Origin of the sequence: Gordonia sp. VNK1 (assembly GCF_040049135.1) — a bacterium.
GTDB classification, from domain to species: Bacteria; Actinomycetota; Actinomycetes; order Mycobacteriales; family Mycobacteriaceae; genus Gordonia; species Gordonia oleivorans.
Genome location: NZ_JBDZDJ010000001.1, coordinates 15,598 through 34,142 on the forward strand (window position 1 = coordinate 15,598; position 18,545 = coordinate 34,142).

The 18,545-nt window shown below is 68.2% G+C and carries 17 protein-coding genes; 13 read left to right on the forward strand and 4 right to left on the reverse strand.

Translation table 11 applies throughout. The annotated features are described in order from the left end of the window. Positions 1-90: 90 nt before the first annotated feature. Positions 91-1,179, reverse strand: coding sequence for a beta-mannosidase (locus ABLE94_RS00055; RefSeq protein WP_425476109.1), 1,089 nt, complete (start codon positions 1,177-1,179; stop codon positions 91-93). 72 nt (positions 1,180-1,251) lie between these two features. Here ABLE94_RS00055 and ABLE94_RS00060 point away from each other — a divergent pair, with 72 nt between their 5' ends. Beyond that, positions 1,252-1,803 (forward strand): DUF2599 domain-containing protein, encoded by a 552-nt coding sequence (locus ABLE94_RS00060; protein WP_348807677.1) that lies wholly within the window; start codon positions 1,252-1,254, stop codon positions 1,801-1,803. A gap of 48 nt (positions 1,804-1,851) precedes the next feature. Here the strand turns inward: ABLE94_RS00060 and ABLE94_RS00065 are convergent, their stop codons facing one another. Further along, complete coding sequence (locus tag ABLE94_RS00065) at positions 1,852-3,120, reverse strand: cytochrome P450 (RefSeq protein WP_348807678.1); 1,269 nt, start codon at positions 3,118-3,120, stop codon at positions 1,852-1,854. A gap of 100 nt (positions 3,121-3,220) precedes the next feature. Here ABLE94_RS00065 and mshA point away from each other — a divergent pair, with 100 nt between their 5' ends. The 8 genes from mshA to ABLE94_RS00105 all read left to right on the forward strand — a co-directional run bounded on the left by mshA (position 3,221) and on the right by ABLE94_RS00105 (position 11,524). Further along, complete coding sequence (mshA, locus tag ABLE94_RS00070; RefSeq protein WP_348807679.1) at positions 3,221-4,561, forward strand: D-inositol-3-phosphate glycosyltransferase; 1,341 nt, start codon at positions 3,221-3,223, stop codon at positions 4,559-4,561. A gap of 145 nt (positions 4,562-4,706) precedes the next feature. Beyond that, positions 4,707-5,354 carry a type III secretion system chaperone family protein gene (locus ABLE94_RS00075; RefSeq protein ID WP_348807680.1) on the forward strand — a complete coding sequence of 216 codons (648 nt, stop codon included), beginning with the start codon at positions 4,707-4,709 and terminating at the stop codon, positions 5,352-5,354. 118 nt (positions 5,355-5,472) lie between these two features. Then, positions 5,473-7,077, forward strand: a complete 1,605-nt coding sequence (locus ABLE94_RS00080) for an AMP-binding protein (protein ID WP_348807681.1) — start codon at positions 5,473-5,475, stop codon at positions 7,075-7,077. Between the two features lie 196 nt (positions 7,078-7,273). Continuing rightward, positions 7,274-7,951, forward strand: a complete 678-nt coding sequence (locus ABLE94_RS00085; RefSeq protein ID WP_348807454.1) for a DUF1361 domain-containing protein — start codon at positions 7,274-7,276, stop codon at positions 7,949-7,951. A 172-nt stretch (positions 7,952-8,123) separates the two neighbouring features. Further along, complete coding sequence (locus ABLE94_RS00090) at positions 8,124-8,870, forward strand: phosphoglyceromutase (RefSeq protein ID WP_348807453.1); 747 nt, start codon at positions 8,124-8,126, stop codon at positions 8,868-8,870. Between the two features lie 66 nt (positions 8,871-8,936). Beyond that, positions 8,937-9,257, forward strand: a complete 321-nt coding sequence (locus tag ABLE94_RS00095; protein WP_348807682.1) for a GNAT family N-acetyltransferase — start codon at positions 8,937-8,939, stop codon at positions 9,255-9,257. Positions 9,258-9,379: 122 nt separating this feature from the next. After that, positions 9,380-10,780 (forward strand): sensor histidine kinase, encoded by a 1,401-nt coding sequence (locus tag ABLE94_RS00100; RefSeq protein WP_348807683.1) that lies wholly within the window; start codon positions 9,380-9,382, stop codon positions 10,778-10,780. A gap of 57 nt (positions 10,781-10,837) precedes the next feature. After that, the gene (locus ABLE94_RS00105) at positions 10,838-11,524 is read left to right on the forward strand and encodes a winged helix-turn-helix domain-containing protein (protein ID WP_348807450.1); all 687 of its coding nucleotides are present in this window, start codon (positions 10,838-10,840) and stop codon (positions 11,522-11,524) included. Here the strand turns inward: ABLE94_RS00105 and ABLE94_RS00110 are convergent. Next, positions 11,506-12,261 carry a GGDEF domain-containing protein gene (locus ABLE94_RS00110; protein ID WP_348807684.1) on the reverse strand — a complete coding sequence of 252 codons (756 nt, stop codon included), beginning with the start codon at positions 12,259-12,261 and terminating at the stop codon, positions 11,506-11,508. The two genes, ABLE94_RS00105 and ABLE94_RS00110, sit on opposite strands and share 19 nt — an antisense overlap. A 438-nt stretch (positions 12,262-12,699) precedes the next feature. Continuing rightward, positions 12,700-13,536 (reverse strand): DUF3109 family protein, encoded by an 837-nt coding sequence (locus tag ABLE94_RS00115; RefSeq protein ID WP_348807475.1) that lies wholly within the window; start codon positions 13,534-13,536, stop codon positions 12,700-12,702. Between the two features lie 130 nt (positions 13,537-13,666). Here ABLE94_RS00115 and ABLE94_RS00120 point away from each other — a divergent pair, with 130 nt between their 5' ends. The 4 genes from ABLE94_RS00120 (at position 13,667) to ABLE94_RS00135 (ending at position 18,544) form a co-directional block, all read left to right on the forward strand. Continuing rightward, the gene (locus ABLE94_RS00120; RefSeq protein ID WP_348807448.1) at positions 13,667-14,644 is read left to right on the forward strand and encodes a Ppx/GppA family phosphatase; all 978 of its coding nucleotides are present in this window, start codon (positions 13,667-13,669) and stop codon (positions 14,642-14,644) included. Positions 14,645-14,718: 74 nt separating this feature from the next. Then, complete coding sequence (locus ABLE94_RS00125; protein WP_348807685.1) at positions 14,719-16,740, forward strand: Rv0497 family membrane protein; 2,022 nt, start codon at positions 14,719-14,721, stop codon at positions 16,738-16,740. Further along, entirely contained in the window at positions 16,737-17,639 is a 903-nt protein-coding gene (locus ABLE94_RS00130; protein ID WP_348807686.1) for a sugar phosphate isomerase/epimerase family protein, read from the forward strand. The genes ABLE94_RS00125 and ABLE94_RS00130 overlap by 4 nt, the downstream gene beginning before the upstream one ends. A 23-nt stretch (positions 17,640-17,662) precedes the next feature. Further along, complete coding sequence (locus tag ABLE94_RS00135; protein WP_348807687.1) at positions 17,663-18,544, forward strand: thioesterase family protein; 882 nt, start codon at positions 17,663-17,665, stop codon at positions 18,542-18,544. Position 18,545: the final 1 nt, after the last annotated feature.

Below are 18,545 nucleotides of genomic sequence, written 5' to 3' on the forward strand. Positions count from 1 at the left end.
AGCGGGGGTTGCGGAACCGCCTGTTTGCGTAAGGCTTTCACCTTGCGAGGGTGGTCTCGACCTCGACAAGCGGCCCGGGGGATACGCGTCTCAGCGGTTGAGGTCGGACACCACCTGCCAGAGCGGGTCGTCGAAGCCGATGTCGTAGGTGCATTCGGTTGGTCGTGGGTCGGGTACGAACGCCCAGAACAGGATTGCTGCGACCCCGGACCGTCGTTCGGTGAGTGTCTGCTCCCGCAGAGTGTCATAGCGCTCCTGCAACGTCCGACAGGATCCGGCCTTCATGCCGAGTTCGGTGACCACCAGGGGTTTTCCGAGCTGCCGTGACTGAGACAAGCGGGTCGGGAGGTCGCTCCCGGCGGGTGGGGCGCCGTCGTCGTACCGGTAATCGTGGTAGTCGAGGATATCGATGTTGGGCGAGGCGCCGACCGTCAAGATGTCGTCGCCGGCGAGCGAACACTGGTCGCCACCGGTGGTGCCGGAGAAGATCGGATGGCGATCGTCGATCTCACGCAACTGTGCACCCGCGGAGTCGAAGAAGTCCCGCAGCACCTGCGCGGCCCCCGGGGCGCACAGGCGTTGCTGCCACGCGCACCCGCCGGCACCACAGGAACTGGCCTCGGGCTCACCGACGAGCTCCCACCCGGCCAGCGACGTCCGCCCGGCCCAGCGTTTCACCGCGATCGGCAGCCACTGGGCATAGGTGAGTCCACCGACGTGCGGTGTCGTCCGCCACCCGTAGACATACCACTGGCGGTCCTTGAACTGGTTGTCCTCACAGGCGCCGGAGGACCCGGTGAGCACCGGCAAGACCATCTGGTGATGGCGCTCCGCGGCGGCGAACACCGCGTCCAGTGGCGCGAAGTCCAGGCCACCGGTCGTGACGCTCACCGCGAAGGAGGCATAGAGGTTGAACCTCGTGAGGCTGCGCGCGGGCAGCGCCGAGAAATACCTGTCGAGATCGACCTCGGCACCGCATCCGCGGTTGACCGACCAATCGGTACCCAGTTGGTAGGCGTTGAATCCGACTGGCTGCCACGGGCTTCCGTCGAGCAGCAGTGAGTTCGTGGTGGTGTCCACGCGGCCACCGAAGTCGTGGGTGACCGCCGTCGACGTGGAATCGTGCGTAGCGCAGCCGGTGAGCAGAAGCAGTACCGCGATCAGCGCAACGGGCAGCATCGTCGGCGATGTGCACCACCGCCGCGAAGACCCCACACCGCGGAGCGTACCCCGGCCGCTAGTCTCGCGAGGGTGACTCATCGACGGCTCCCGGTGGCCGGCCGCGGCCGGATCGTGCTCGGCGCGGCGGCGTGCGCACTGATCGTCGGGAGCGCAACGGGTTGCGGTGGATCGTCGACGACGTCGACCTCGACCGACTCGGCCGCTGCGTCGTCGTCGGCGACATCGGATGCACCGAGCTCGAGCGTGTCGGTGCCGACGGCGACTGGCCTGGGCTCCTACTCGCCGCCGACCCCGGCCATCGACCCGGTCAACCGCCCGCCCTACGTCGACCACGTCGAGTGGGTCTCGACCGCGGTCGGTCCGAGCCTGCAGATCCATCCGACCGTCAGTGGACGCAAGACGTACTCCGACGATGGCGCCGACGTCGCCTGGGCGGAGGTCCTGAAGCTGGCCCCCGACGCCGACACCCCGGGTATGCGGGCGCAGTTCGACTGTCACTGGACCTACGCCCGCCTGGTGGCACCGGACAAGCCGAGTTGGAACATCGAGCCGCAACGGCCGGTCGTCGACGAACAGCAGATGGTGGCTACGCGCTGCAATCCGGGCGGTCCGGAGGAGTGACGCCGGCGGGCCCGGGGCGTCGCCGCGCCACAACCTGCCCTGGGTCGGCTATCGGTGGACCCCCGGTCGAAACGCCATACTCGTCGGGCGTCGAACGTAATTGCCCGCAGCCCAAGCAATGTCGCCGACCTCGTACTCCGGGAACCGGGCCAGGATGGCCGTGAGGGTCTCCCGCGCCGCCATCCGGGCCGCCGCCGCACCCAGGCAATGGTGATCGCCACGGCCGAAGGTGAGGATCGCCCGTGGACGCCGTGCGATGTCGAGATCGTCGGCGTCGGGACCGAATACGGCCGGATCCCGGTTGGCCGCGGCGTAACACACCAACACCTTGCGTCCGGCCGGGATCTCGACCGGACCCTCGGGAGTGTCGGGGTAGTGCACGGTGCGGCTGGTTTGACGGCACAGCCCCTGCACCGGGGAGGTCAGCCGGAGCAGTTCCTCCACCGCGTCGCCGACGAGGTCGGGATCGGCGGCCAGGCGGGCCCGCTGATCGGGGTGGCGCGCCAGCAGATCCAGGGAACCACCGAGCAGTCCCGTCGTGGTGTCGTTGCCGCCGGCGATCATCGTGAACACGAACGCCAGGATCGACACCAGCCCCGCGTCGTCGTCGGCCCGGCCCGCGGCGACGAGCGCGGAGACCGTGTCCTCGCCCATGCCGGTCCCGCAGTCCATCGCCTGCCGCCGCTCGGCGATCAGGTCGGCGAAGTACCCCAGGAGTTCGCCGGTTGCCGCCCCCGCGTCGGCGCCGGCCGAACCGGGATCGCCGACGGCGCCGACGATGGCCTCGGTCCAGACGTCGAACCGCTGCCAATCCCGTTCCGGAACGCCCAGGTAGTGTGCCACCACCATGCTCGGCAGTGGTTTGAGGAGGAGTTCGACGATGTCGACCTGCCCGTCGGGACCGGCGAGCCGATCGATCCGATCCAGTCGCCGGGCGACGAAATCCCGGACACGAGGGGCGATCGCCTCCACCTGGCGCGGGGTGAAACCGCGCGCGACCAGCGAACGGAACCGGGTGTGCTCGGGCGGGTCCTGCATCACCAGCGGCGGATTGTCGGCCATGCCGATGGCCTCGATCTCGTTGTCGGTCACCGTCAACCCGGCCGCCGAGGAGAATGTCGACGGATCGGTGGCCGCGGCGCAGACATCGGCATGACGGGTCAGGACCCAATAGTCCACCGCCGCGCCCGTGCCGTCGTCGGTGACGTGATGCACCGGCGACGTTCGGCGCAGCCGGGAGTACATGGCGAAGGGATCACACCACGTCGACCCGGACCGCAGCGCAAAGGCGGGTGCTCGCGACAGATCTGCCACCATCCTGCGATGGTGAGACACATCACCACCAGGTGTCAACGCCCCGGGGTCGTCGACGGGGCGCTGCCCGGTCGACACATCCGTCACGCCTTAAGCTGGTGGGATGACTTCGTCCCGGCCACGGCGTATCGCACTGATCTCGGTGCACACCTCGCCGTTGGCGCAGCCAGGCACCGGCGACGCCGGCGGCATGAACGTCTACGTCTGGCAGACCGCGCGGCGCCTGGCCCGCCGCGGGATCAAGGTCGAGATCTTCACCCGGGCGACATCGTCGATGGACACACCCGCGGTGGACGCCGCCGACGGCATCGTCGTGCGTCACGTGGCCGCCGGCCCGTTCGAGGGCCTCGACAAGCGTGACCTGCCCGCGCAGTTGTGCGCCTTCAGTGCCGGGGTCCTGCGCGCCGAGGCCATGCAGCGGCCCGGCTACTACGACCTGATCCATTCGCACTATTGGCTCTCCGGGCAGGTCGGCTGGCTGGCGCGCGAACGCTGGGGCGTGCCGCTGGTGCACACCGCGCACACGCTCGCCGCGGTGAAGAACGCCTCGCTGGCCAAGGGGGACGCCGCCGAACCGCGGCTGCGGGTGATCGGGGAGCAGCAGGTGGTGGCCCAGGCCGACCGGCTGATCGCCAACACCGACACCGAGCGCACCGAGTTGATCACCATGTACGACGCCGACCCGGCGCGCATCGACGTGGTGACCCCCGGCGCCGACCTCGATTGCTACACAACGGGTTCGGCGGCGGCCGCGCGGGCCGAACTCGGGCTCGACCCGGACGCCGCGGTGGTGACCTTCGTCGGCCGCATCCAGCCGCTCAAGGCGCCCGACGTGCTGCTGGCCGCGGCGGCGCCGCTGATCGAACGTTCCCGCGAGGACGGACGCCGGCCGGTCCGCGTGCTCATCGTCGGCGGGCCGTCGGGCAGCGGACTGGATCGTCCGACCGCGCTGATCGACCTGGCCGCCGAACTCGGCATCGCCGACGACGTGACCTTCCTGCCGCCGCAACCGGCGACCCGCCTGGCGCAGGTGTACCGGGCGTCGGATCTCGTTGCGGTGCCCAGCTATTCGGAGAGTTTCGGCCTGGTGGCCATCGAGGCGCAGGCCTGCGGGACACCGGTCCTCGCCGCCGACGTCGGTGGTCTCGGGGTGGCCGTGGCCGACGGACGCTCGGGGATGCTCGTCGACGGACATCAGATCGGCGACTGGACGAACGCGCTGGAGAAGATGCTCAGCGACCCCGACCAGCTCACCCGGATGGGGATCGCGGCGCGTGCCCACGCCGAGCAGTTCTCCTGGGAACACACCACCGATGCGCTCGTCGCCGGTTACGGTCGCGCGATGGAGTCCTTCGCGCGCACGATGTCGCCGTCGACCGTCGCCACGCCACTGGTGCGGGCCACCCGCCGGTGGCGGCGTCGCCGGTCGCGCATGACCATGTGATGTTTGGTCGTCGAGATATCCGGCAGGGGTGATCTCGATCGGCGACCGGTCCGAATCACTGGGTGACGTCAGGAGTTCGCCGGACGTCGACAAGCGGCATCGACGGTGACCGGATCGACGGTGACCAGAGGGAGAGGGACGGAAAATGAGCCACACCGATCACATCGACTTGTTGGAGAAGGTGCTCACCGAGCACGGAATCCCGTTCAGCCGCAAGAGTTCCGGCGGAGCGCAGTCCGAGCACGTGGTGCTCGAGCTGCCCGGCGAACGCAAACTCAAGACCACGGTGCTGCTCACCGCGAGCAATTACGGCGTGCGTCTGGAGGCCTTCGTGTGCCGACGTCCCGACGAGGATCACGAGGGCGTCTACCGGTTCCTGCTCAAACGCAACCGGCGGCTCTACGGCGTGGCGTACACGCTCGACAACACCGGCGACATCTACCTCATCGGCCGGATCTCCGGTGACGCCTTGACCGCCGACGAGATCGACCGCGTCCTCGGGCAGGTCCTCGAGGCCGCCGACGGCGACTTCAACACCCTGCTCGAGATCGGCTTCATCACCTCCATCCGCCGGGAATGGGCCTGGCGGGTGTCGCGCGGCGAGTCGCTGCGCAACCTCCTGGCCTTCGAGCACCTCATCGACAAGGACTCGCTGCCGCAACCCGGCGAGCCGCTCGAGGGACGGTATGTGCCCGGTGAGAGCGGTGCATCCGTCGTCGACGACGCGCAACGCGAAGCGGACGGCGGCGACGCCGATGGCCGCAACGGGGACGGGTACGAGGGTCACGCCTGAGTTCGGCGTGACGGTCGTGCGGGGCGGCGGTATCCGGCAAACCGGACCGAGGTGCGTATCACACCGTGGCAATGAGTGTTGATACGATTGCTCCGATCGTCCCGCCAACGGAGGTGCCATGAGCTTCGCCAGTCCCTTTCCCGACGTCGAGATCCCCGATGTCAGCCTGTACGACCTCCTCTTCGGCGACATCGCCGAGGAGTACCTCGGTCGCACCGCGCTGATCGACCCCAAGACCGGCACCGAGACCAGCTACCGGCAGCTGATCGGCCAGATCAACGCCGCCGCCGGTGCGCTGGCGGCCCGGGGCATCGGCGTGGGCGACGTCGTCGGCATCCTCTCGCCGAACATCCCCGCCTTCGCGACGGTCTTTCACGGCGTGCTGCGCGCGGGTGCCGCCGCCACCACGATCAATGCGCTGTTCACCGCGGACGAGATCGCCAAGCAACTCACCAACTCGCAGGCGAAGATGCTCATCACCATCTCGGCGCTGGCCCCGCACGCCATCGAGGCCGCCCAGCGGGTGGGCTTCGCCGACGAGGACCTGATCATCCTCGACGGTGAGGGCCAGGAGGCAACCGGCCATCCCAACGCCGCCGACCTGCTCGCCCCCAACCTCCCGGCACCCGACGTCAGCTTCGATCCCGCCACGCACGTCGCGGCGCTGCCCTACAGCTCCGGCACCACCGGCAACCCCAAAGGTGTTGCGCTGAGCCACCGTAACCTCGTCGCCAACGTCGTGCAGATCAAGCCGCTGCAGGGCATGACCCCCGACGACGTGGTGATCGCGGTGCTGCCGTTCTTCCACATCTACGGCATGACCGTGCTGCTCAACGCGGCGCTCTACAACCGCGGACGACTCGTCGTCATGCCACGGTTCGACCTCGTCGAATTCCTGGAGAACATCCAGACCTACCAGGTCACCAACGCCTACATCGCACCCCCGGTGGCGGTGGCACTGGCCAAACACCCCATCGTCGACAACTACGACCTGTCCTCGCTGACGATGATGATGTCGGGTGCCGCGCCGCTCGACGACGAACTCGGCAAGGCCGTCGCCAAGCGCCTCGACCTGCACATGCTGCAGGGCTACGGCATGAGCGAACTCTCGCCGGTCAGCCATCTCATCCCGATCGACACCGCCGCGGCCCTCGGGCGCGAGGACCCGCCGCTGTCGTCCACCGGATGGGCCATTCCGAACACCGAGAACAAGATCGTCGATCCCGGTACCGGAGAAGAGATCCCGCTGCCCACCGAGGGTCTCTCGGCACCCGGTGAACTGTGGGTCAAGGGCCCCAACGTGATGCTGGGCTACCTCGACAACGAGCAGGCCACCGCCGACACCATCGACGCCGACGGCTTCCTGCACACCGGCGACATGGCGCAGGTCGACCCGACCGGATGCGTCTACATTGTCGACCGCCTCAAGGAACTCATCAAGTACAAGGGCTATCAGGTGCCGCCGGCCGAACTCGAGGCACTGCTGCTGACCCACCCGAAGATCGCCGACACCGCCGTCATCGGCGTCAATGACGAAGACGGCGAAGAGATCCCGAAGGCCTTCGTTGTCAAGCAGGCCGACGCCGACCTCGACGAGGCCGAGGTCATCGAGTTCGTCGCCGCCAAGGTCGCCCCGCACAAGAAGGTTCGTGCGGTGGAGTTCATCGAGGCGATCCCGAAGTCGGCCTCCGGCAAGATCCTCCGAAAGGACCTGCGCCGCTAGGGTCTTCGTCGATTCTCCTCAGCACGTCGAGTGGGCGCCCATTTCCGTCGAGTGGGCGCCCTTTCGCGTTGAGTGGGCGCTCTCTCGCGTTGAGTGTGCGGCCTCTTGCGTTGAGTGGGCGCTCTTTCGCGTCGAGTGTGCGCTGGTCATTCACCCGGCCGACATCCCGGAGCGTGGTTGGTGCACAATCGCTTTGGTGATCACGCTCAGGTCTGCGGTACTGGCCGCCTCGTTGTTGGCCACGTCGGCACTCACGGTGGGGCTCGGCGTCACCGATCCTGCTGTGCCGCTGTACTATCCGACGCGATTCCTGGTATGGAATCTGTTCTTGGCGTGGATTCCGATGGTGTTCGCCATCGGATTCGCGTCGGTGTCGCGGCGCGGATGGTTGATCCCCCTCGGACTGGGATGGCTTGCGTTCCTTCCGAATGCGCCCTACCTGGTCACCGATCTCGTGCACCTGCGTGAGGGATACGACCTGTGGCGGCACGTGCTGCAATACGGATTCGCGGCGTGGACGGGCATCATGCTCGGCGTCGTGTCGCTGCTGCTGGTGCATCGTCGGCTGGAGGCGGAGTTCGGAGCGGTCGTCGGGTGGATCGCGGCCGTTGCGTCGGTCGGGCTGTGTGCGATCGGCGTCGTCATCGGACGATTCCAGCGGTGGAACTCCTGGGATCTGGTGACCCGTCCCGACGCCGTCATCCACACCACGCTCGGGTGGGTGCGAACGCCGTTCGCGCACGTCGAGTCGACGGGCGTCGGGGTGGCCGTCGCCGCGTTCTTCGGGCTGGCTTATCTGACGATCTGGGCGGTCGCGGGCTGGACGGTCGAGGGACGGGGCCCTGTTCGGCGGTCGCCGGCCCGACGACGGTGACCGCTCGGGCACGGCGCCCACTCGACGGGATATGGCGCCCACTCGACGGGAAACGACGCCCACTCGACGGGAAACGGCGCCCACTCGACGGGAAACGGCGCCCACTCGACGGGATACGGCGCCCACTCGATGTGAGAAGAGCGCCGGGGCGGTCTGTGGGAGACTATCGACCATGAGCAACGGCACCCTGATCCTGATGCGGCACGGCGAGAGCGAATGGAATGCGTCCAACCAGTTCACCGGTTGGGTCGACGTGGCGCTCACCGACAAGGGCAAGGCCGAGGCGGTGCGTGCCGGCGAGCTGCTCGTCGAGCACGATGTGCTGCCCGACCTGCTGTACACCTCGTTGCTGCGACGGGCGATCTCCACGGCCCAGATCGCGCTCGATGCCGCCGACCGCCACTGGATTCCGGTGATCCGGGACTGGCGTCTGAACGAACGTCACTACGGGGCGTTGCAGGGGCTGAACAAGGCCGACACCCTCGAGAAGTACGGCAACGAGCAGTTCATGCTGTGGCGTCGCAGCTACGACACCCCGCCGCCGCCGATCGATCCCGAGTCGGAGTACAGCCAGACCCACGATCCGCGCTACGCCGACCTGCCCGAGGTTCCGCTCACCGAATGTCTCAAGGACGTCGTCGTGCGGCTGGTGCCCTACTTCGAGGAGACGATCGCCGCGGATCTGAAGGCGGGGAAGACCGTTCTCATTGCCGCGCACGGTAATTCACTGCGCGCCCTGGTCAAGTATCTGGACGGGATCTCCGACGCCGACATCGCCGGCCTGAACATCCCGACCGGAAATCCGTTGCGCTACGACCTCGACGAGAACCTCAAGCCGCTCAACCCGGGCGGCACCTACCTCGATCCGGAAGCCGCCGCAGCCGGGGCCGCGGCCGTCGCAGCACAGGGGCAGAAGTAGCCACTGGTGTGATCCGTAACACAATCGTCATGGTGTCTGTCGTGTGACGCGCGCTACATTGGGTGCATGGCAGATCCGGGGCACCTGCGCATCGCACACTCACCTGCGCGAGAGCGGTACGAGGCAGTTCTCAGCAATGACGCGGACGGTGACGAGGTCACCGTCGGGTACGTGGACTACGTATCCGAGCCGTATCAGGTCGTATTGACCCACACCGTGATCCCGGACGCATACTCCGGCCGCGGTTATGCCGGCAAGCTGGTGAAGGCCGTTCTCGACGACATCCGGCCGACGGGCAAACAAGTGGTGCCGGTCTGTTCGTATGTTCGGCATTTCATCGAGCAGCATCCCGAATACGCCGACATGGCGGTGCCGGTACCGCAATAGGCGGAGCCGTTATGCACCACGTAGGTGGCTCAGGTCACGAAATGGTCGAACAGCACGTGAACGGCAGCCGAATTGTGCCGTCGCGAATGTTCGTGGTGTTTGCGGGACCGTAAGCTGCGACTGTGACCGCTGCATTCATTGCCGGAGTCGTCGCGGCAATCGTGCTCGCGGTGATCGTCGGATTCGTGCTCGGGCGCGTCGATTGGTCGACAATAGATCCTCGAGCCTGGTCGGCGTGGCGTGAGCGTTTCACACGCTCCACCGACCCCACCGACGATGCCCCCGCCGACGCCGAGCCGGCGCGCAGTCTCGTCGCCGAACACGATCCCGGTGATTCCGCGGCCGAGGTTCCCCGCCCGGTACCCGAGTCGGCGGCCCTGCGGGAATTCGACGTCCCCACCGTCACCGACGACGGCCGGATGACCAAGGCCGGACTGCTCAGCCTGATCGTGCGGCATTCCGAGGTGGCCGTCGCCGTCGTCGACGAATTCCGCGACGTCGTCCTCTACAACCAGCGGGCCGTCGAACTGGGCATGGTCGCCGAACACCTGCTCGCCGAACCGGTCTGGCAGGCGTCGCTGGTCGCTCTGGAATCCGGGGATGACGAACGATTCGACTTCGTGCCGCCCACCTCGACGCTGGGTTTCCTGTCGACCGGCCGCGCGGCCAAACGGACCGCGGAATCGGTGCGGTGCCTGGCCCGCGTCGGCGCCTATGGCGACGAGCGCTACGTGATGGTCTACGGCACCGACGACACCGAGAACTTGCGGGTGGAGGCCACCCGCCGCGACTTCGTCGCCAACGTGTCCCACGAACTCAAGACCCCGGTGGGGGCGATCGGGCTGCTCGCCGAGGCGATGCTGGAATCGGCCGACGATCCCGAATCGGTGGAGCACTTCGGCCGCCGGGTGGTCGCCGAGGCCCACCGGATGGGCAACATGGTCACCGAACTCATCGCGCTGTCGCGACTCGAGGGCGGCGAAACCCCGGAGTTCACCTGCGTCGACGTCGACGAATTGATCGCCACCGCACTCGATCACGCGGCGATCAGTGCGGAGGCGGCCGGGATCTCGCTGCGTTCCGACGACCCGATCCACGTGACCGTCCGCGGTGACCGCATGCTGCTGCTGACGGCGCTGAGCAATCTGATCGTCAACGCCATCGCCTACTCGCCGGCCAAGACGACCGTCTCGGTCAGTCGCCGGGTGACGACGATGAACGGGGTCTCGATGGTGTCGATCGCGGTCACCGATCGCGGCATCGGCATCGGCCCCGCCGATCAGCAACGGGTCTTCGAGCGGTTCTTCCGCGTCGACAAGGCCCGGTCACGCCTCACCGGCGGCACCGGTCTGGGACTGGCCATCGTCAAACACGTCGCCGCCACCCACGACGGCAACATCAATCTGTGGAGTCAGCCCGGAACCGGCTCGACCTTCACCCTGTCCATCCCCCAGTCCAACCCCCAGTCCAACCCCGCAGTGACGCCGACGTCCACGACGCCGACGCGGGTGGCGAATCCGTGAGACGACGTGCGGATCAGATCGCATGACCCGTCAGCCCGAACAAGTGAGGAGTAATTGGTGACGCACGTACTGATCGTCGAGGACGAGGAGTCGCTGGCCGACCCGCTGGCATTCCTGCTGCGCAAGGAGGGCTTCGAGGCCAGCGTCGTCAACGACGGTGCGCAGGCGCTGTCCGTGTTCGACCGGATCAGCCCCGACATCGTGCTGCTCGACCTCATGCTTCCCGGCGTGCCCGGCACCGAGGTCTGCAAGGCGTTGCGGGCCCGATCCAGCGTTCCGGTGATCATGGTGACCGCCCGCGACAGCGAGATCGACAAGGTCGTCGGGCTCGAACTCGGCGCCGACGACTATGTGACCAAGCCGTATTCGGCACGGGAACTCATCGCCCGCATCCGGGCGGTGTTGCGCCGCGGCGGGGAGGTCTCCGACGACGATCTGGCCCTGGTGGTGCTGGAGGCCGGTCCGGTGCGGATGGACGTCGAACGGCACACGGTGGCCGTCAACGGTGAGTCGATCACGTTGCCGCTCAAGGAGTTCGACCTCCTCGAGTATCTGCTGCGCAACTCCGGGCGGGTGCTCACACGCGGTCAGCTGATCGACCGGGTGTGGGGTGCGGATTACGTCGGTGACACCAAGACCCTCGACGTGCACGTCAAGCGGCTGCGCTCCAAGATCGAACCCGATCCGGCGTCGCCGAAGCATCTGGTGACCGTCCGCGGACTGGGTTACAAGTTCGAACCCTGATCGGCGTCGCATCGCCGCGGCGGTGCGACGACGACCCGGTCGCCGCCTTCATGTTTGGCCTCGTACATGGCCCGGTCGGCGACGATGACCGCCCCGGGTAGGTCGAGGCGGACGCCGGTGCGTCTGGTGACGCCGATGCTCGCGGTCACCACTCCGCCGGTTCGGTCATTGATGGCCGCGCGGATATGTTCGGCGACAACGGCATCGGGGAATGCCGGATTGCGGGCGATGATCAGGAACTCGTCTCCACCGAACCGTGCGACGAGGTGGTCGGCGGCGGCGATGTGTCGGATCGCGCGGGCGACGTCGCCCAATACCTGATCGCCGGCGAGGTGGCCGGCGGTGTCGTTGATCCGTTTGAAGCTGTCGAGGTCGATCAGCGTCACGCTCCACGTCGTACTCCGCTCGGCGTCACCGGTCGTTGTCCGGCTCAGTGCACGTTCGAGGCCGTTGCGATTGAGGAGGCCGGTCAGTCCGTCGGTCATCGACTCGTCGGCGGTACCGCGCAGCAGTGTGTAGGCGATGTGGATGAACGGCAGCACGATGACGATGGACAGGGTGATGATGCCCTTCGACGCCGCGACCGCCATGTCCTGCGTTCCCTGATCGACTCCGGCCAGAGCCACCGCGGCGGTCGTGATGCCGACGGCGAAGGCCAGGTGCGCGCAGTTGGTCCACGCGTTGTGGAACATCGTGGCGTAGATTCCGGTGAGCGCGAATAGCGGTGTCGCGGCCACCCCGAGGATCATGTCGACGTGAAGGAAGCATGCCGTCGCGATCCCGCGATATCGGCGGCAGCCAATAGGCCAACAGATTCCGCTCGAGTCGGCCACGGGCCCAACATCCAGCGCAGGGTCCAAGCCAGTCCGCCTGCAGCAAGTGCGAACATCACCAATTTCCCGTTGTGTCGCAGGAGGTCAGGCGGTCCGATCGCCGCAAGCAGTGCGCTGACGCCGATGACCAGACCGCCGACCGCGACCACGAAGCGTGCCCACCCGGCGAGGCCCAGCGGAGTGAGGTAGGCGCGTAGCCAGCCAAATTCACGTGGCGCCCACCACGTGCGCGCAGCCGCGACGGAGGCGGACCGGAAGGAGGGGGGTGCGGTGTCGCTCATTGTCATCGGCGATTCGGATCCGAAGCTTCGGTCATCAGTTCGTGATGGTGAGGTTTCGTGATCAAGAGGGTTCGATGTCGAGCAATTCGTACTTGATGTCGCTGCTGCGGCGGGTGGTCGCGGCGGTGGTGGCCGGATGCACGGCGACGAGCCCGAGTTCGCCGCGCCGTCGGCAGGCGTCGGCGAGGACACCGTAGGCGGCGGCGCCGATGAGTTCGGTGAGCTCCGGCTCGTACGACTGCCACACCTGGGTGGCGCCGATGTGCGCGTCGGGCGAGCCCGAGCAGTACCACTTGAGGTCGTGGCCGCCCTCACCCCAACCGCGCCGGTCGTACTCGGTGATCGTCGTCTTGAGGATCTGGGTGCCGTCGGGCCGATCCACCCAGTCCTGCACCCGGCGAACCGGAAGTTGCCAGCACACATCGGGTTTGACGGTCAGCGGCTCCAGTCCGCGGCGCAGTGCCATGGCGTGCAGTGCGCACCCCGGGCCGCGGTCGAAATCCGGCCGGTTCAGAAAGATGCACGCGCCCTTGTGAAGTCGCGTCTTGAGGGCGGGTTCGTCGTCGATCTCGTCCTCGATCAGATAGCCGCGCGGCCCGAGGGGGTCCTTGCCGGAGCCCTTTTTGTAGAACTGCCAATCCTTTTCGGTGAGCAGCGACATCCCCTTGGCCAGACGCTTGCGGTCGTCCTTGTCCGACAGGTACGCACCGTGGGTGCAGCACCCGTCGCTCTCCCGGCCGTCGACGATGCCCTGACACGCCGGGGTGCCGAACACGCAGGTCCAGTGCGAACACAGCCAAGTGAGGTCGGCGCTGATGACGTGTTCGGCATTGTCCGGATCGTTGAACTCATACCACTCGCGCGGAAAATCGAGATCGACCTCGGGCGCGGGGGTGATCCGCTGGATGGGAAGGGGCTTGGCCACGAGGACAACGGTAACCGCAGGGTGGCCACGAGTGCAGAATCGCCGCACGCCGATCGGCCACCCGCGCGTAAAACGCAGGCGGCCCACCTCTTATCGTGTAACCGTGCGTTTAGGAGTGCTCGATGTGGGCAGCAACACGGTCCACCTGCTCGTCGTCGATGCCCACCGCGGCGGGCATCCCACCCCGATGAGTTCCACCAAGGCCGTGCTGCGTCTCGCCGAACACATCGACGGCCAGGGCCGCCTCGCCGACGGTGCCGCCGAACGACTCGTCGACTCGATCGAGGAGTTCACCCTCATCGCGAAGAGTTCCGGCTGCCAGCAGATGATGGCGTTCGCCACCTCCGCGGTGCGCGATGCCACCAACTCCGACGCGGTGCTGGCCCGGGTGGCCGCCAAGACCGGCGTCACTGTCGAGGTCCTGTCGGGACGCGACGAGGCCCGCCTGACCTCGCTGGCGGTACGCCGCTGGTACGGCTGGAGCGCCGGCCGGATCCTGGCCCTCGACATCGGTGGCGGCTCGCTGGAGATGTCCAACGGCGTCGACGAGGAACCCGACGTGGCGCTGTCACTGCCGCTCGGCGCGGGCCGCGTGACCCGCGAGTGGCTGCCTGACGACCCGCCGGACCGCCGCCGCATCGGGGTACTGCGGGATTGGCTGGACGCCGAGATGCGGCCCGTCGCCAAGGAACTCCTCGAACCCGGCAAACCCGACCTCGCGGTCGGCACCTCCAAGACTTTCCGCAGCCTCGCTCGACTCACCGGTGCCGCCCCGTCGGGTGCGGGGCCGCGGGTCAAACGCAGCCTGACGGCCAGCGGTCTGCGGCAGCTCATCGCCTTCATCTCCCGGATGACCCGCGACGACCGCGCCGAACTCGAGGGGGTCAGCAGCGATCGTGCAGGTCAGCTCGTCGCCGGCGCTCTTGTTGCCGAGGCCGCTATGCGTGGCCTCGGGGTCGATACACTGGAAATCTGCCCATGGGCGTTGCGCGAGGGGGTCATCCTTCGTCGTCTCGATGCCGAGCCTACGGACGCATCCGATCCGGCTGCTTCCGGCCTCGAGGCCCGCGACGTCCGCTGACAGATGCGACACCGGTCGCGGGTGACCGGCTCGGCGAGCCGGTCGCCGAGCTGAAGGACGGAGAACGCACTCGAATGGCGAACGACAGCCGACCGAACGAACCCGGATCCTCGGACGGGGGCCCACGCGACGACGCGACGGACTCGCGGCCGATCTCGGTGTCCGAACTGCTGGCCCGCACCCAGGCGGCCGACGCGCAGTCGTCGGGGTCGGCCGGGCGGGCCCGAGAGGGCCGCGGTCGACGACGAGCCGGCCGCAGCGGTGCCGTCTCGGTGTCCGAGCTCACCGGTGAGATCCCCAAGGTGACCGGCCCGGCCGCCTACGACACCCCCGAATCCGACGCCCCGCAGTCCGGCACCCCGCGGTCCGGCACCTCACAGCCGGATGGCCCGCAGTCGGGCACCGGCGCGGCACCGGCCGCTGCGTCGACCCCGGCTCCCGCTGCGCCGTCGGCTCCTGCCGCATCGACCCCGGCTCCTGCCGCATCGACCCCGGCTCCTGCCGCGCCCGCTCCGGCATCGCCGCCCGGGCCGCCGACCGGGCCGCCGACCGCCCCGTGGTCACCGTCGCCGGAATCCCGCTCGTTCCCGCGGGCCTCCGATCCGCTGGCCCGGCGCGGGCAGGATGCGGTGCCCGCACCCGATCAGGCATCCCGCACACCGGCACCGACGGCACGCACGTCGAGCGGTATGCCCGGGTTCACCCCACCGCCGACCCGCGACTTCAGCTCCCGTGCCGTGTCGGGTCGTCTCGGAGCCGAGTCGCCGGACATCGGGGCAGCCGAGAACACCGGCAACGACGAGGTCGAACCGTCCAACGCGGTGACCGGGATCATCCCGGTGGTCGACAGCGCCGACGACGCTCTCGCCGAGGATACCGCCGCCGCGGGCACCGCGGCCGGGCAGTCGGAGAAGGCGCCCACGAGCAGCAGATTCTCCGAGGTCATCGACGACGACTTCGAGGCCTATCGGTCGTTCGCCGACGTGGAACCCGAGGCCGACGCACCGGGTGGCGGCAAGAAACGACGCTGGTTCTCCCTCCGCAAGAAGTCGGCCGCAGCCGCCGCCGCGGGAGCGGCCGGGGTGGCCGCCGCCGCAGCGGCAGCGAAATCCGGTTCTGCACAACAGGATTCAACGGACTCCGGCGTCGTGGCGCCGGAACCCGATGACCTCACCAAGGATCAACCCGACGATGTCGCCGCGGATGCGGTCACCGGCATCATCCCGATCGTCGACGGTCCGGAGATCGGCGAGGACGTCGTCATGGTCGATACCGACGACGTCGAGGGCGTCGACCTCGCGGGCCCGCAGGATCGCTTCGCCGAGATCATCGATTCCCCCGAGATCGACGTCGCAGACGACACCTCAGACACCGCGGCAGCGGATACCGACGACGCGGACACCGATCTTCCCGACACCGATCTTCCCGACACCGCCCCGGCCACCCCGGTGGACGTCACCGAAGACCTCGACGCCGCGGCGATCGAGACGGGAACCGACGAACCCGCCGACACCGTCGCCGCCGGTGTGTCCGAGCCCGATGTGCTCGAGCCGGAGTCCGACGACCTCGCCGACGATGAGGACGGTGACTCCGGGGTGAGTACCGCGGCACTCGCCGCGGGCGGACTGACCGGGGTGGCCGGCGCCGCCGCGGCTGGTCGGGCACTGCGCAGCGACGACGAAGCCGACGAGACCGCCGACACCGCCAAGAGCACCGACACCGCCAAGAGCACCGACGACACCACCGGCAAGACCGACGCCGCCACCACGAAGGCCGAGCAGCCGAAGAAGAAGAAGCGGGACAAGCGCGAGCCCGGGAAGGGTGAGTCGCACGGACACTCCCCGGCGTTGTCGTGGCTCGCGATCGTCGCCGAGGTCGTCGTGGGGCTCGTCGTCGGCGTCGGTCTGTTTTGGGGCTTCACCGAACTGTGGCGCTGGAACCCGTACTTCGCGCTGATCCTGGCCGTGATCGTCATCTTCGGCATCGTGACCTTCACCCATCTGGTGCGGCGCACCAACGACCTCGTCACGACGTTGCTCGCGCTCGCCGCCGGACTCATCGTCACGATGGGGCCGCTCGTGCTGCTGGCGACGTGACCGAGGCGTCGGGGCGCGCGCCCGTCGACCCGATTGTTCGCCCGGAGATCGCCATCGGGTTGTCCACGGCGTCGGTGTATCCGCAGAACACCGAGGCCGCCTTCGCCTACGCGGCCGAACTCGGATACGACGGGATCGAGCTGATGGTGTGGGGCGATCCGGTCAGTCAGGACGTCCGCCACGTCGAATACCTGTCGAACAAGTACCAGGTACCGGTCCTGTCGGTGCACGCCCCTTGCCTACTCATCTCGCAGCGGGTGTGGGGGCGTGATCCGATCGCCAAGTTGGCGCGGTCGACCGAGGCGGCGGAGATCCTCGGCGCGGCCACGGTGGTCGTGCACCCACCCTTCCGGTGGCAACGCACCTACGTCGCGGCCTTCGACGACCTGGTCGGGGAACTGTCGGAGTCCTCCGGCGTGGGTGTCGCGGTGGAGAACATGTTCCCGATGCGCGCGGACCGCGCGTTCGGCGCGGGAACGCGATCGGCGCGTCGCCTCGCCCGCCGCGGCGGTACCCCCGGGCCGGCGGTCTCGGCCTTCGGCAAGTCCATCGACCCCACCGACGACGGTTACGGCCACTACACCCTGGACTTGTCGCACACCGCGACGGCCGGCGCCGACGCGGTCGGCCTCTACGAACGCATGGGTGCCAACCTGTCGCATCTGCATCTGGCCGACGGTTCGGGTGCGGCCACCGACGAACACCTGATCCCCGGCGACGGATCCCAGCCGTGTGTCGACGTGTGCCGGCGCATCGCCGACAGCGATTTCGCGGGTGCGGTGGTGTTGGAGGTCACCACGTCGTCGGCGCGGACCAAACCCGAGCGTCAGGCGATGCTGGCCCGTTCGCTAGATTTTGCCCGGCAACATCTCAAACGGGAGTCGAGCCGCGCGCGGTGATCCGCGGTGGTGAAGAGGGTGACATGACCGACAAGCTGGCCGAACTGCTGGATCTGCGGGTGATCGGGCCCGCGGCCGATCGTGGGGACGGTGCCGGTCCGTCGATCACCTACGGCGTGACGATCGATGACGCCTTCACCGTCGGACCGAAGGTGCATGGCGGCAGCATGCAGATGATCATCGCCCGCGCCGCCCGGTTGGCCCTCGACGATCTCGCACCCGCGGATGCCCCGGACACGGCACTGCACACCGCCGACGTCGTGCCGGTGGCGATCTCCAGTGACTACCTCGCCGCACCCGACCCGGCGCAGGTCGAGCTGACCGCGACGGTCCGCAAACGGGGCCGCACCGTCACCCTGGTGCACGTCGACCTCACCCAGAACGGCCGCGTGATGGTGTCGTCGTCGGTGACGCTGGCCCGCCCGGACACCGGGACGGCGCACCATTCGTCGCCGACGGTGCTCGACGATCTGCCGGCCGAGCCGACCGCCGACGCCATCTCGGTGGGCGAGACGCCGCTGTCGGACGTGATGCATCTGGGTCAGGCCCTGGATCTCGGCCTGGACCCGGCCACCTTCCCGGTGATCCGCGGGGAGAAGGGCGACCCGGTCATCCGGGGGTGGGCCCGCCCCCGCGACGCCGCACCCGACTCGTATTTCTCGGTGCTGGTGTGTGACATCTCGCCGCCGGTGGTGATGAACCTGGCACTGTTCGGGTGGGCGCCGACCGTCCAGTTGACCACCTACATCCGTCGGGAACCGGCGCCGGGCTGGCTGCGGTTCGCCGCGACCACCGTCGAGGTCGGTGCCGGCATGTTCGAAGAAGACCATCTGGTGGTGGACTCGACGGGTGCGGTGGTGGCGCAGTCGCGTCAGCTCGCCCTCATCCCGCAACGGCAGCGGTGAC